Raw genomic sequence first — 13,230 nt, forward strand, 5'->3', positions numbered from 1 at the left:
CCAAAACCACTAAAATTGACACTCTAAATTGCTTTAAAATCAGGGAGTTACTCATGGCATCATGTCGTTATTGTGGAAAAGAAATTACTTGGATGAAAGATGGGCGTAAAAACGTTCCAGTAGAAGGTGACGGTGCCGTCCATAAGTGTGAAAATATGATTAATGCTCGCAAGAGTTTCCGTAAAATTACACCAACAGAAGTTGATCCAGAATTACTTAAGCAGTACGAGAATGCGATAAACGAGAAGGCCAAAAAATAATTGCCACTCCAATGAGTATCATCGCAAAACAGTAGAATTGCCCCACTGAAAAGAGGTTAAAGAAGAGCCCAATTTGTGGATCAGGAGTTCGAAAGAACTCAACAATAAAACGACCAATTCCATAGATGATAAGAAAAAGGCCAGAGTTTAAAGCTGGTCTTTTTAAATTCTTTTTCAAAATAAATAAAATAAGAAATAAGACTAACCCTTCCAAAAAGGCTTCGTAGAGCTGTGAAGGATGACGAGGATTAGAATCATATAATTTTGGAAAAATGACGGCCCAAGGAACGTCTGAAACTCTTCCCGCAAGCTCTCCATTAATAAAGTTAGCGATACGGCCAAACATAATACCTGGCCCAACAGTTGTTAGAACGATATCTGTTAGGGCAAAGAATTTTAGCCCATGCTTTCTAGCGTAGTAGTAAGTCCAAAGGCCCCCCCCAATCAGGGCACCGTGAAAGCTCATTCCTCCCTGCCAGAAGTAAAGAACGCGCTTTAAGTCCGCAGCATAATAACTAAAATTATAGAAGAAGATATAAAAGAGTTTCCCACCGGCCAGCATGACAAAGAAGCCAGAGAAGAGATAATTTAAATAATGATGAAAAGAGACACTTAGCTCTTCTCTTTTAATGAGATACTTTCCTAAATAGAGTGTCCAGAAATAACCGAAGAAGTAGGCCAGCCAATACCACGCAATCTTAACACCCAAAAAGTCGATAGCAATTGGATTAAGATTGTGGACATAGTATTGCATTAATTAACCATAAGATTTGTTATTAGCTTATTACATTCAATAGTTAAATTATCCATGTGTTTGTCTTCAATGGCAAATCGCTCCTTATCTTGTGAGAAGCGCTCTTGTTTTGATAGGTCCTTGCGGGCCTGATGAGTTGGAAAGTGCTTAATTTCCTCATACATCGAAAAGATAATTGGGTATTCTTCATTCTCAACAAAGTCCACGCGGTCAATAAGCATTCTTAAGCGAATACAGGCCTCACTTGCTTCACACTGTTTTTGGACAAAGGCACGTGCAATTGTAATTAGGCTGTCACGAACAAAGGCCTGTCTCTCTTTCTCTTTTGCTTCCATCTTGTCATGTTCGGCGATACGCTTTTTCGTCTCTTGCTTAAGCTTGATATAGAAGAAGCCTACTCCCATTGAAAGGATGAATACTAAAACTGATAAAATGATAAATGCGATATTATACTGTTGTTGAGTCATGGCCAATTTATACTGCGAAATCCTACATATGTGAAGGTTTTGGTGGATATGTTCCTTCTGGCGCTTCCTCATACCACTGCTTAACCTGTTGAATTATCGTGGCCTGATCTTGAGGAAGACTCCCTCCAATTGGATACATATTTGAGACGTGATTGATCCTAAGTAAAATTTCTCGAGAGGCCTCAATGCCAGATAAGATATCGTGCATCTCCCCTAGAATTTCCTTAGTTGTCAGCATTTCAAGGCCACGCTGTACCATTCGGTAATATGGGGTTCCTTCAACTGCCATTGTCGTAAGAAATGACAGATAATCTGGAGAGATTTTAGATAGAACACGTGATGTCTCTTTTACATGGGTCTCAGTATGCTTCTTGCCACCAAGTCCAAGCATGGCAATAACAGACAATTTCATCCCCGCATCCATAACTTTTTTGGAACCATCAATCATATCTTGGGCGCTATTTCCCTTAACTGTCATATGGAGGACTTTGTCACAACCAGATTCCATTCCAAGGTAAGCAATACCAAGGCCTGCTTCCTTTAAGTAGCAAAGTTCTTCTTGCGTCTTATCCAGCATATTTTGGGCCGTCGCATAGACTCCCACGCGAATATCTCCAAATTCCTCACGAATTGCCAAAAGGCTCTTATAAAGATCCTCAGTAGGGGCCCCAAGAGCATCCCCATCACATAAAAATACTTTAGAGGGGCGCATTTTAAAGCGTCGGTAATAGGCCGCCGCCTTCTTGATATCCTCAATTACCTCATCGGTGTTTCTCTCTTTATAAGTCTTAGAACGGTACATATTGCAATATGTACATTTATTATTGGAGCAACCAATGGTTTGTTGTATAAGGAGAGAACGCCCTTCAGAAGGAGGACGGAAAACAGGTTCGTGATATTTTATCGGAAAGTCATAAAACATGGCGCTACCTTAATTGATTTGGATTATATATGAAAGAATATATCATTGAATCATATGCAGAGAAATACCTAGTGACTCTAAATAATGAGACACAATTCAATATTCTTTGTGATTCTCACTCGATAGCTCACCATCTGGCCCTATCTCTAAACTTAGGAACAATGGAGACACCAATTGAAAGCCCTGAACTTTTCACATTAGTCGGAAATGTTCGCGGCGTAAAAACTTATACCCTATCTCTTGTTTCACCAAACCTAAGAGTTGATGAAGAAGCCGATATTAATGACTGTTGCCAGAGTGGATGCAGCGGTTGTCCTTATTTTAATGGATAATAATTTATGAAGAAATTTAGTGTAACGGCAAAGGCCTATTCAGATACAACGGCAGCAGACCTACTTGCAGAAAAATGTGCAAAAGCAGGAATTGAGCTATCAAAGATAAAAATTAAAAACCTTATGAAGCAAGGTGCTTGTTGGACAAAGTCTGCTAAGCCTGAGCGAATTCGTAAGGCCAAGTATGAAATCAAACGCGGTCAAACGATCAAGCTTTACGTTGATCCAAATATTGCAGAATTTGATATGAGCACTGTTGAGTGCATGCATGAGACTCACCACTATGGAGTTTACTTCAAGCCAGCAGGGCTTCTGTGCCAAGGGACAAAGTATGGTGATGAGTACACGATCATAAGAGAGATTCACAAACGCACTGGACGTGAACCATTTCTTATCCACCGCCTTGATAAAGAGACGGCCGGTCTAATGATGATTGCTTATACTAAGAAAGCTGCCCGTGCTTTTTCAGAACAGATTAAGAATCATAAAATTCAAAAAACATATCAGGCCGAGATTAAAGGAAAGCCGGAAAAGGCCAAGCGTCTTGAAAGTGTTATCGATGGTAAAAAGGCCATTTTAGAGTACGAAGTTAAGAAGTATCTTGAAAAGACGGCCCTTGTTGAAGTTAATCTCATCACAGGACGTAAGCACCAAATTAGAATTCAATTCACAGAACTAGGTTTTCCAGTAATGGGTGATCCTCGTTACGGGAAAGGAAATGTGAACGATACAGGCCTTGCCCTTATCGCATCTAAACTTGTTTTTGATGATCCATGGAGAAGTGGGAATCTTGTTACTATCGAATTACCTCAAGACAAGAGGCTATTCTAGTTAGGTTTCTTATAATCTTTTAGGTCGATATTTTTAACCTTAAGATTTAATTCTTTTGCAATTGATTTCTTAATCAGTTCATTCTTGTAGTCAACAATAGGATTCTTGCTACGACGATTAATTGGGAATAGGTATCTGTCTTTTTCAAAGAATGCGATTTCGATTTTTCCGGCTTTCATACGCCAAAACTTAACATAGAATAAACTTACGTGCATCTATTACTTAGTCTTGCGCTACGTGTTCAAATTCACTATGTAATTTCAGCTTATTGAACGTTGAATTCTAAATCAACTTTGTCGTGAATAACCTTATCTGCCACAGTGCCCAATAAAGTTGATCGATACTTAATGCCAAATTTTGTACGGTCGAAGCTAACTTTTCCCGTGGCATTCTTGCCGTCATAATTCATATTAAAAGTTAGAGGACGTGTTACCTTTTTGATCTTAAAGTCTGCCACAACCTTATATTTATTCTTTGCAATTTTTGTAATTGATTTCGTTACCATAGTCGCGATTGGGTATTTTTCAATTTCAAAGAAGTCACTTTGGCGAAGGTGATTTTGTAACTTATCCTTCCACTCACCTTCAAGATCACGAACATCAATTGTATTCATCTGAACAGTGAATGATCCTTTCACTGGCTCGCCCTTATCGTCGTGTTCGATTGTTCCTTTTAAGAATTTAACATGTCCCCAGTGCTGGCCACCAACTTTGCTTGCATGCCATTTTAGAAAACTCTTATCGGTATCAATATCCTTAGCGAATGCAAGAATTGAAAGTAAAATACAAAAACCGATAATTAATAATTTCATCTTCTTTCCTCCAACGATACCACAACGACAATAGTTGTAAGTATTCTAAGAGAAAACACGATGTGCCAATAATTAAGATTTGGTAAAGATTAGTTAAACCGGCAATAGAAAGGCATTCTCAAGATCAATAGCGAGCTTTACTTGTGAGCCAACACTCACCTTAGATGAGTCGGCCATTTGAAATCTTAGAACCTTGGCATTCATGGTTGCAACTTCAATGAAGTCATATTCGCCATGTCTAATAATTGCCTTCACTCGCCCTTTTAAGTGTCCACCTTCCTCAACTAATTTTAAAAATTTCGGACGAAAGGCCAAGTAGACAAATTGGTTATTTGTTTTGAGATTATCCATAACTTCAAATTGTCCAAAGTCATTTTTTACGACAACCTTGTCACCATTTCTCTCAACAATAGGTCCTGCAACGAGATTGATCATCCCACCAAAGCGAGCAGCATCAATTGACAGAGGCCTATCATAGAAGTCTTGTGGTTTTTGATAAGTCTGAAGTTTAGCGCCACTAAGATAAATAATACGATCACTTAATGAATACGCTTCTTTTAAATTATGAGTGACAAAAACTAATGAGATTTCATTCTCTTTAAAAATTTCAAAAATTTCATGGCATAGAGTTGCTTTAAGAAATTCATCGATATTTGAAAATGGCTCATCTAGTAAGAGTACATCTGGTGCAATGACCATTGAGCGAGCAAAGAGAAGTCTTTGTAATTGTCCGGCCGAGAGTTGATCGAGCTTTTTGTGATCCTTGTATTCTAGGCCAAAAATTTCAATCATATCACGAACGCGATTCGTATCAGTACTTGGATCGTGATCAAGTAAATGACTTTCAATATTTTCAAAAACCGTTAAGTCCCAGTTTAGGTTATCAACACCAGAGACCATTTCAATTTTAAGTCCCTCTGATTTTTCAACCTCACCACTTAATGGTGTTAACTTTCCAGTAAGGATATTGAATAAAGTCGTCTTCCCTGTTCCAGAAGGCCCAAGAAGAGTTAAGACCTCACCCTTTCTAAGATCGAAAGAGATCTTATCAAACTGACAAATTGATTTTTGATCAAAATTATAAGTTAAATTATTTACTGCTAAAACTTTCATTAACCCTAGACTCTCCTAAGTAGGACAATCTGTAAATACAGGGTTTGGAGAGAATTTAAGAAATCTTAATTCAAAAGAAATTATGTTGCCAACGATGAGTAAGCTGTAGCGCCCAGGAGACTTTATGAGCTTTGATAAGGAACTAATTACTGAATCATTTAGGAGAATTGAGCCTAATCTTAAAAACTTTACAAATGCCTTCTTTGACAATGTCATTATTCTCGAGCCAGGCATGCAAAAAGTTTTCGCTCACATGGACCGCGAACAATTGAAAGCGTCTTTTATCAGGGCCCTTAGTATCACGATCAATAACTTAAAAAATCCAGAGTATTTAAAATACTACCTCCAAGGACTGGGAGGAAATCAAATTAAGTACGAAGTATCTGAGACTTATTTTCCCATTTTTGAAGAAGCATTTATTCAAACCCTTATGCTCTTTCATATGAACACCTGGAATCCCAAATTAGAAAAAGCTTGGCGTGAGTGCTTCTACTATGTGGCCGAATATATTTCAGACGGAATGGTTGATGCAACCCTACGCAGGGAGTTTGAAGATTTTTTAGAGAACAAGGAACGAGTGGACTCCTTTAAAAAGGCCGCCTAATTACTTTCTCAATAGTTTCGACGTAATAATTAAGTAATCACTACCCTCTTTCCAAGACTCAGTGACCTCAACTTCATCTTCAGCGACAAAGTAAAAGCGTAGAGAAAAGCCATCTTCTTTAGAATAGATCGTTAACTCGTCATTATTGATCAGTCCAGAAACCTCTCCTTTATAGTAAAGAAGTGGGCCATTAACATCAAAGACAGAGTATGGATATTCAGCACTAAGGCCATTACAGTTGTAACCACCCTCTTGAATTTTAAATTTCTTCCCATCGTAGAATAAACGAAAATAAACTTCAGAGCATTCTTGAGTTGCCTTAGGAGTTTTTACAGCTCCAGTGCCTAGCCACTTACCGCCAATACTAGCGAAAGATAATTGAGTAAATAATAAGAGTGAGATTAATTTCATGGATTAATTATCTCTGGCGCTTGCCCTATAGTCAAAAACCAACAAGTTAAATATAATGGTTTCTATGAATAAACTTCTCATTGCTTCTTTTGCTATATTATTAAGTTCTTGTGGGGGCCCAAAGAAATTTCTAGGGCAGGAACAAGGAAGCCTCTATACTTCAGAGAACTTAAAGAGAAATCCAAGTGATGGCAAAGAAGTTACCCTTAAGGCCCGAATTCATAAGAAGCTAAAAAATAATTTCTACCTTGTTAAGGATGAGCACGGACTCATTCTCGTAAAGATTCGCTCAAGCCTACTTGGACTTGATACTGACTATAACTATCAAACCCTTTTTCTTATGAAGGGTGAAACTGATAATGAGTCAAAGCACTTCTATGTTGAGATAGAAGAGCTTGAGGTCTTTAGGCCTTAGTCGACATTTAGTCCTCTGAGCGACAAATATCGTCTCCGTAGCGACGACACACTCCACTAGAAGAACGAGTTTCGCAATAAGGAATGCAGACGGCGTTGATACCGCAGAAGTCCTCCCTATACCTACGACACTCACCATCCGATGACCTTGAGTCACAATGAGCAACACATTGCCACTGGCGATCTTGCGGAGGTCTGCCATCTTCACTACAGAAATAACGAGTCCCATCGATGACAACTGTTACCTCTGCATTAACACTGAGTCCTAGAAAGAATAGAAATGTAAAAAGAATGAGATTTTTCATATCACTATTAACTCACACCATCTTCATTTTGTTTAGACTGGCCGCACACAAAGTTATGAATGACACTTTAGCTCAGGCATTTTATATTGAGCGAAACAAAAGGAGATCACATGGTTTCAGATATTTTTGACCCAAGTGCTTGGAAAGAAGTCGAAGGCTTCGATTTCAAGGACATTACATACCACCGCGCCGTAGACCAAGGGACAGTTAGAATTGCATTTAACCGCCCTGAGTGTCGCAACGCATTTAGACCTCAAACTGTTGATGAGCTTTACCGCGCCCTAGACCACGCAAGAATGTGGAGTGATGTTGGTGTTGTTCTTATCACAGGTAACGGGCCATCACCAAAAGATGGTGGATGGGCATTCTGTTCAGGTGGAGACCAAAGAATTCGTGGAAAAGATGGATATAAGTATGTTGATGGTGATGGAACTCCTGATCCAGCAAAGCTTGGAAGACTACACATCCTTGAAGTGCAACGCTTAATTCGCTTTATGCCTAAAGTTGTTGTTGCTGTCGTTCCTGGTTGGGCAGTTGGTGGAGGACACTCTCTTCACGTTGTTTGTGATATGACAATTGCTTCAAAAGAGCATGCTATCTTTAAACAGACAGACCCAGATGTTGCTTCTTTTGACTCAGGTTACGGTTCAGCATATCTTGCACGCCAATGTGGCCAAAAACGTGCTCGTGAAATTTTCTTCTGTGGCTTCAACTACAGTGCCGAAGAAGCCTTCCAAATGGGCATGGTAAATAAAGTTGTTCCTCATGCAGACCTTGAAAAGGTGGCACTTGAGTGGGCAAAAGAGATGAACTCTAAATCTCCAACTGCAATGCGTATGCTTAAGTTTGGATTCAACCTTCTTGATGATGGCCTAGTTGGTCAGCAACTTTTTGCAGGTGAAGCAACGAGACTTGCTTATGGAACTCCTGAAGCACAAGAAGGCCGTGATGCTTTTGTTGAAAAGCGTGAAAAAGACTTCTCTCAATTTCCTTGGCATTACTAAAGATATAACGGGGGCCTCCATGCCCCCTCGTTCTCTCTACTTCCATGAGAAAATAATTGAGAAATATTCTTTCGTTGCATTTTGTCCGCGATCAAAAACTGTCACCCCTACTTGAAAATTTCCTTCAAGGTCGTACTTTCTATTAAACAAGCTCTCTTTAAGAACATTAGAAATAGTGAACTCATCAATGGTTACTCGGTCAATGATTTCTTCTTCATTTTCTTTGGAAAAGACAACCTGATAGAGAGTGTATTTATAAAATAACTTATCATCACTTACACAATTATCATCGGCATCTTTAAACTTGAATTTGGGTAATTGTTTTCTAAATAATGGTGAATAGTCGATCTGCTCGACCTCGACTTCATCAGGAGGGGTGAAGTCAAAGCGAATGGGACTTGTTTCGATAATAATTGATTTCCTATTTTTCTTATCAACAGACTGAAAATAGACCTGTACTTCTTCACATTCCTTATAACCCAACCTAAGCAACTCATGGCCATCAAGAAGTAATTGGTTGGTATTTTGTGGCAGCTTCTTCCACTCCACCTGAATATAGCTATTCTTTGAGTAGTAGCCATAATAAATATCATTAACTTCAGACTTATAAGGATACTTCCAATAGAAACGAAGTGGAGATACTTTAGAGCCCCATCCTGGAACAGGTGACTCTTGTAGAAAGTGATAAGGAAAAGCAACGGCATAACTATAGTTAACATCAATTAACTGCTTGGCCCCTTGATAACTTTCAAATAAATTAACTTCAAAGATTTCATATTGATTTTTTCCCGCCATCTGTGAAGATGTTATCTCGATTGAGTACTTCCCATTTATACACTTGGCCTGTTCAATATTTTCATTACTAAGATCAAGTAAACGCACAGAGTTTCCTTGAGAGCATCCTCCTTCAATTATATGATTCATACTATGCACATCAACACCCTTTGGTGCTAGTCGTATTTCATTAGAAGGTATATAGTCGAAAGAGGTTGAGAAATTATTCGTTTTATAGTCGATATAAAAATCATTACATTCTGCAAAGATTGTCGTCTCTCCCCCGAGATCATACTCATCAGGGAAAATAATAAAGACACCATCATCTTGTCTTAGTGGAATATTGTGAGCATCACGAAGTATATTTTCTGACTTTTTTGTATAGAGTCTCACATTGCCATTGGTATAAGTTCTTCCACAAGTTCCACTAATAACATGTCTTCCTCTAGCACTTTCATCATACTTGCCCCGAGGAGAGAAGAAGTGCGGAGAGGTCTCAACCGACTTATAATAATAAAAGAGCATTCGAAGATTTGAACGAAAATTCCCATTCAGGCCCTCGACAGGAACTTGATAGAGGAGACGTCCCGTTTTTTTTCGAGGTAATAAATCAAGTTTGTAACTAAAGTTACCACTACGACAATTAACAATATTTCCATCGATACTAACTCGTTCAAAGCCTTTACAACTTCCTGTTACCTCAAGGGAATCACCAGAGGCTCCAACAATTGACTCAGTTAAGAAGATCGAATGATCGTCATTTCTAAATTTGATCTTCTTAATAGTCATTTCAGAGCTATTTCCATACGCATCCACCTGATTGATAAATAGATGGGTCTCCATTGCTTCAGCGTTAATTTTTGAAAAGTAGATAGGAGTAAGAAATAGTCCATTTGAGCATGCCGCGGTTTTGACAAAGTCTTCAATATAACTTCCTCGTATAAAAACTGTTCCCTTAAGCTGACAACGGCCAGAAACATAAATGGTGCGACCATAGAAGTAGCCTTCCATTGGTGTATCAACAATAACTTTGCCAGGGCGGCGGGTGACGACACTTGGAATTGTCACGACAGCAGAGTATCCATCTTGAGTGACGAAGATATCCTGATGGCCCACAACATCGGCTTGAAAGAATAAAACTTTTCGATACTTCTCATTTTGACATTGTGTGGATAAATGTTGGTCGTTAATAAGATGATTTGAAAAGAAGCTAACGGGAATATCGTCTGTACACTCCCCTTCAATCACAACCCTTTGTCCATTTAGTCTTCTTGAGACAAGGTGTGCTGTTAAGTCCCCTTTGGCAACTTGAAGATTTGTTCCTACAGAGCTGATAGTACGACTGTGCTTTTGACAACCTTCGAGGACAAAGATGAAGATAAGAATGGTGTAAATATATTTATATTCCACACCATTCTTATCGAGATTAAGATATTTTTTCGCAGTTAAAATTGATTAAAAATTGCTGTTAAAACTAAAACGATAATTAAGTTAGCAAAAAAGATAATATCTCTAAGTCCAACAGATAGATTTAACGCTTTTACAATCTCACTCTTTGAAGGAGACTTGCCACTCCTCATTTGAAGTTGCTTAAAGAGTTTTGACTCCACCTTTCTTTTAAAATAGTCGTCTTTAAAGAATGCAACCCTTAGCCCAATAATAAGACAAACAAAGTATAGCCAAAGATTTGAAATCCCTAAATCCTTAGCAAAGAGATATGTGATGATCATTGGAATTTGAACAACAACTAAATAGACAAAGAGAGTTGAAATATTATTTTGTAAACCAATCGCTAGCATTACATAAGCCTCTTAATAACTTCTAAGAATAGAAGCCACGTCTTTTCAACTGATGAAATTGAAACTTGTTCATCTGGGGAGTGTGCTCCTGTAATCGTCGGTCCAAAGCTTATGATATCAACATCAGGCATGGCCTTTGAAAGAATTCCACATTCAAGACCAGCGTGAATTGAAGAAATTTTTGGGGCCTGACCTCTTAAGTCTTTAAAAGCTTCACCAGTAACTGAAAGAATTTTAGATTCTGGATTTGGCTTCCAACCAGGATACGCACCTTCAAGAATGGCATTAGAGTTAAGTGCATTTTGAGCAGAGATCATTTCTTGAGCAAAGCTATCTCTCGCATCTTCACTAGCACTACGAATAAGATTTGCCATGCTAAACTTACCAGCTTCAAGAGTGATCACACCTAAGTTAGTCGATGTTTCAACAACACCTTCAAAGTGCTCATCCCATGCTTTTACGCCGTGGTGACAATTAATAATTGCCGACAGCACAAGTTTTGAGTCTTCCAGCGAAAGGGCCCTTGCCTCTTCACTAATTGATGATAACTCAAACTTTAGCCCTGCTTCGGCTTCTTGGTTCTTTTCCCATAGAGATTCAAAATTTCCGCGAATCTTAAGAAGACTTTCTTCACTTGTATAAAAATCAACAAAGGCTTCACGAGCAATTGCATTTCTTAGAGATCCACCTTTAATCGAAACAAGTTGAATATCATCAACTCCAGCAAAGACTTCTGGAATCAGTTTATTTGCATTTAAGCGTCCACGATGAATATCAATTCCCGAGTGTCCACCCTTTAAACCTTTAATGGCAACTCTTTGATGGACACCATTTGCTTGCCCTTCACTGAATTCTTTTTCAAAGATCAGATCAACTCCACCGGCACATCCAATGATCAGTTCATCTTCCTCTTCAGTGTCGAGGTTTAGCATAATCTTTCCATCAAAGTGGTCACCCTTAAGACCAATTGCTCCGTGCATTCCAGCTTCTTCACAGGCCGTAAAAACACATTCTAATGGAGGGTGCGGTATATCCTTGCTTTCGAGAAGCCCCATTGCAAACGCACAACCGATACCGTTGTCGGCACCAAGAGTTGTTCCATTAGCACGGACCCAATCTCCATCGATAAATGTTGTGATAGGATCTTTTTTAAAGTCATGAGGGTTGCCTTCGTTCTTTTGTGCAACCATATCAAGGTGACCCTGAAGGATAACTGGCGCTGAATTTTCACCACCTAGTTGCCCTGGCTTCTTTATAATGACATTATTTACTTCATCACGATAAGTTTCTAAGCCTAAGCTCTTTCCAAATAAGAGAAGTAGAGTTTGTACAGCTTCTTCGTGATAACTAGGCCTTGGAGTATCTAGTAGTTTTTGAAAGTTAGACCAAACATATTTTGGACTTAATTGTTCGACACGTGATTGATTCATAAAATAACCTACTTGTTATGTTTTTAAACAATCTACTATGAAGATCAATTTTAGAAAAGCCCAAATGCTATGCGGCTTCTTCACCACCATCGTCCTCAGAATCAGGGAAATGAGGAAACTTAGGATGATTCTGCGCTTCTTCAATTAGATACTTATCGACAATATGAGGCCGCCAACTTAGGTAAACGCCATCAAATTTATCGAGGGTAAGGTTTTCGTCATAATGGGGGCTGCGCTTAATATCCATATGATAGATATCGATGCTGCCCTCTTTCTCAAAGTAATTTCTAAGATTTGCACCGCGAGAAAGATAGAGCTTTCGAACTGTTGACTCTTCTGCAGAGGATTCAATATTTAAAATGATATTATAGTGGCGGTAATCAACGGCAAGGTTAATCGAGTTACACTTTAGATCTGGTTTATAATCATATCTCTTACAATCACTTGTTCCTAAATTATGAATGAGCAGAACATTCTCAAAGATCGCCCCTCCATGCTTTTGAGCGGCACGAGCTCGTGACTTAGAAATCGTAATGGAAGCGGCCCCTTTATATCGCAAAAAGTCAAAATCAATCCCGGCCACAAAGCCAGGGCGAAGGACGTCATTTAACAATAGTGTAAAATCGCTTTCATCTGACATGGCCACCATATGTGAGAGCTTAGAAGTACTCACAGACAAGTAACGCTTTTGGCCGTAGATATTCTTAAGCTCAACAATGGCCTTTGTGCCAGCATAGACCTCAATCCAATTAACCTGCTTTCTCGTTTGCAGCGGGATATCACCAAAAATGCCAGAATCAGGCCCTCCCATTAGGACGTTACAACCTAATTCCTTCATGAGGCTTTTTGAAAAGTGCTGAACATAAGATTTATGGACATTGATATACTTCAAGAGTTCTTCTTTAAAGAAGATTTGTTCACACAACTTTTCTAATTCCAATTCGAATTCTTGCTTTTTCATAGTCAGCCTATCGACTGTCGAACGATATGCAGTGAGTT

General features: G+C 38.8%; 18 protein-coding genes. 6 read left to right on the top strand and 12 right to left on the bottom strand.

Annotation, left to right across the window (positions count from 1 at the left end; translation table 11 throughout):
- The first annotated feature begins 53 nt into the window (after positions 1-53).
- On the top strand, positions 54-260 hold the full coding sequence (locus ABMA78_RS02705) for a hypothetical protein (RefSeq protein ID WP_021266340.1): 207 nt from the start codon (positions 54-56) through the stop codon (positions 258-260).
- Here ABMA78_RS02705 and lgt read toward each other — a convergent pair.
- From lgt to ABMA78_RS02720, 3 genes are read right to left on the bottom strand one after another with little or no spacing between them, the layout of a single operon-like run.
- Complete coding sequence (gene lgt, locus ABMA78_RS02710) at positions 217-1,014, bottom strand: prolipoprotein diacylglyceryl transferase (RefSeq protein WP_392856804.1); 798 nt, start codon at positions 1,012-1,014, stop codon at positions 217-219. The two genes, ABMA78_RS02705 and lgt, sit on opposite strands and share 44 nt — an antisense overlap.
- A complete protein-coding gene (locus ABMA78_RS02715; RefSeq protein WP_392856806.1) occupies positions 1,014-1,481 on the bottom strand; it encodes a DUF2489 domain-containing protein in 468 nt (155 codons plus the stop codon). The genes lgt and ABMA78_RS02715 overlap by 1 nt, the downstream gene beginning before the upstream one ends.
- Before the next feature lie 22 nt (positions 1,482-1,503).
- A complete protein-coding gene (locus ABMA78_RS02720) occupies positions 1,504-2,403 on the bottom strand; it encodes a radical SAM protein (protein ID WP_392856809.1) in 900 nt (299 codons plus the stop codon).
- 29 nt (positions 2,404-2,432) lie between these two features.
- Between ABMA78_RS02720 and ABMA78_RS02725 the strand changes: the two genes are divergently transcribed.
- Positions 2,433-2,735, top strand: a complete 303-nt coding sequence (locus ABMA78_RS02725) for a hypothetical protein (protein WP_392856810.1) — start codon at positions 2,433-2,435, stop codon at positions 2,733-2,735.
- Between the two features lie 6 nt (positions 2,736-2,741).
- Positions 2,742-3,566 carry an RluA family pseudouridine synthase gene (locus ABMA78_RS02730; RefSeq protein ID WP_392856811.1) on the top strand — a complete coding sequence of 275 codons (825 nt, stop codon included), beginning with the start codon at positions 2,742-2,744 and terminating at the stop codon, positions 3,564-3,566.
- Here the strand turns inward: ABMA78_RS02730 and ABMA78_RS02735 are convergent.
- From ABMA78_RS02735 to ABMA78_RS02745, 3 genes are all read right to left on the bottom strand, one after another.
- The gene (locus ABMA78_RS02735; protein ID WP_392856814.1) at positions 3,563-3,745 is read right to left on the bottom strand and encodes a hypothetical protein; all 183 of its coding nucleotides are present in this window, start codon (positions 3,743-3,745) and stop codon (positions 3,563-3,565) included. The genes ABMA78_RS02730 and ABMA78_RS02735 overlap by 4 nt on opposite strands.
- A gap of 86 nt (positions 3,746-3,831) precedes the next feature.
- Positions 3,832-4,377, bottom strand: a complete 546-nt coding sequence (locus tag ABMA78_RS02740; protein ID WP_392856815.1) for a YceI family protein — start codon at positions 4,375-4,377, stop codon at positions 3,832-3,834.
- A 93-nt stretch (positions 4,378-4,470) separates the two neighbouring features.
- Positions 4,471-5,490 carry an ABC transporter ATP-binding protein gene (locus ABMA78_RS02745; RefSeq protein ID WP_392856817.1) on the bottom strand — a complete coding sequence of 340 codons (1,020 nt, stop codon included), beginning with the start codon at positions 5,488-5,490 and terminating at the stop codon, positions 4,471-4,473.
- Positions 5,491-5,614: 124 nt separating this feature from the next.
- Here ABMA78_RS02745 and ABMA78_RS02750 point away from each other — a divergent pair, with 124 nt between their 5' ends.
- Positions 5,615-6,094 carry a globin domain-containing protein gene (locus ABMA78_RS02750; RefSeq protein WP_392856820.1) on the top strand — a complete coding sequence of 160 codons (480 nt, stop codon included), beginning with the start codon at positions 5,615-5,617 and terminating at the stop codon, positions 6,092-6,094.
- Here the strand turns inward: ABMA78_RS02750 and ABMA78_RS02755 are convergent, their stop codons facing one another.
- On the bottom strand, positions 6,095-6,505 hold the full coding sequence (locus ABMA78_RS02755) for a hypothetical protein (protein WP_392856821.1): 411 nt from the start codon (positions 6,503-6,505) through the stop codon (positions 6,095-6,097).
- A 64-nt stretch (positions 6,506-6,569) separates the two neighbouring features.
- Here ABMA78_RS02755 and ABMA78_RS02760 point away from each other — a divergent pair, with 64 nt between their 5' ends.
- Complete coding sequence (locus ABMA78_RS02760) at positions 6,570-6,920, top strand: NirD/YgiW/YdeI family stress tolerance protein (protein ID WP_392856824.1); 351 nt, start codon at positions 6,570-6,572, stop codon at positions 6,918-6,920.
- Positions 6,921-6,927: 7 nt separating this feature from the next.
- On the opposite strand, the gene ABMA78_RS02765 is transcribed toward ABMA78_RS02760, so the two are convergent.
- Positions 6,928-7,224, bottom strand: a complete 297-nt coding sequence (locus tag ABMA78_RS02765) for a hypothetical protein (RefSeq protein WP_392856826.1) — start codon at positions 7,222-7,224, stop codon at positions 6,928-6,930.
- 110 nt (positions 7,225-7,334) lie between these two features.
- Here ABMA78_RS02765 and ABMA78_RS02770 point away from each other — a divergent pair, with 110 nt between their 5' ends.
- Positions 7,335-8,228 (top strand): 1,4-dihydroxy-2-naphthoyl-CoA synthase, encoded by an 894-nt coding sequence (locus ABMA78_RS02770; RefSeq protein ID WP_021266380.1) that lies wholly within the window; start codon positions 7,335-7,337, stop codon positions 8,226-8,228.
- A 36-nt stretch (positions 8,229-8,264) separates the two neighbouring features.
- Here the strand turns inward: ABMA78_RS02770 and ABMA78_RS02775 are convergent, their stop codons facing one another.
- The 4 genes from ABMA78_RS02775 to ABMA78_RS02790 all read right to left on the bottom strand — a co-directional run bounded on the left by ABMA78_RS02775 (position 8,265) and on the right by ABMA78_RS02790 (position 13,192).
- A complete protein-coding gene (locus ABMA78_RS02775) occupies positions 8,265-10,412 on the bottom strand; it encodes a hypothetical protein (RefSeq protein WP_392856829.1) in 2,148 nt (715 codons plus the stop codon).
- 35 nt (positions 10,413-10,447) lie between these two features.
- On the bottom strand, positions 10,448-10,801 hold the full coding sequence (locus tag ABMA78_RS02780; protein ID WP_392856831.1) for a hypothetical protein: 354 nt from the start codon (positions 10,799-10,801) through the stop codon (positions 10,448-10,450).
- Positions 10,801-12,231, bottom strand: a complete 1,431-nt coding sequence (gene pepD, locus ABMA78_RS02785; protein WP_392856833.1) for a beta-Ala-His dipeptidase — start codon at positions 12,229-12,231, stop codon at positions 10,801-10,803. Before pepD ends, ABMA78_RS02780 begins: the two co-directional genes overlap by 1 nt.
- A gap of 67 nt (positions 12,232-12,298) precedes the next feature.
- Positions 12,299-13,192 (bottom strand): hypothetical protein, encoded by an 894-nt coding sequence (locus ABMA78_RS02790; protein WP_392856835.1) that lies wholly within the window; start codon positions 13,190-13,192, stop codon positions 12,299-12,301.
- Positions 13,193-13,230 lie beyond the last annotated feature (38 nt).

It is taken from the genome of Halobacteriovorax sp. RZ-2, from assembly GCF_043196685.1.
Lineage (GTDB): Bacteria > Bdellovibrionota > Bacteriovoracia > Bacteriovoracales > Bacteriovoracaceae > Halobacteriovorax_A.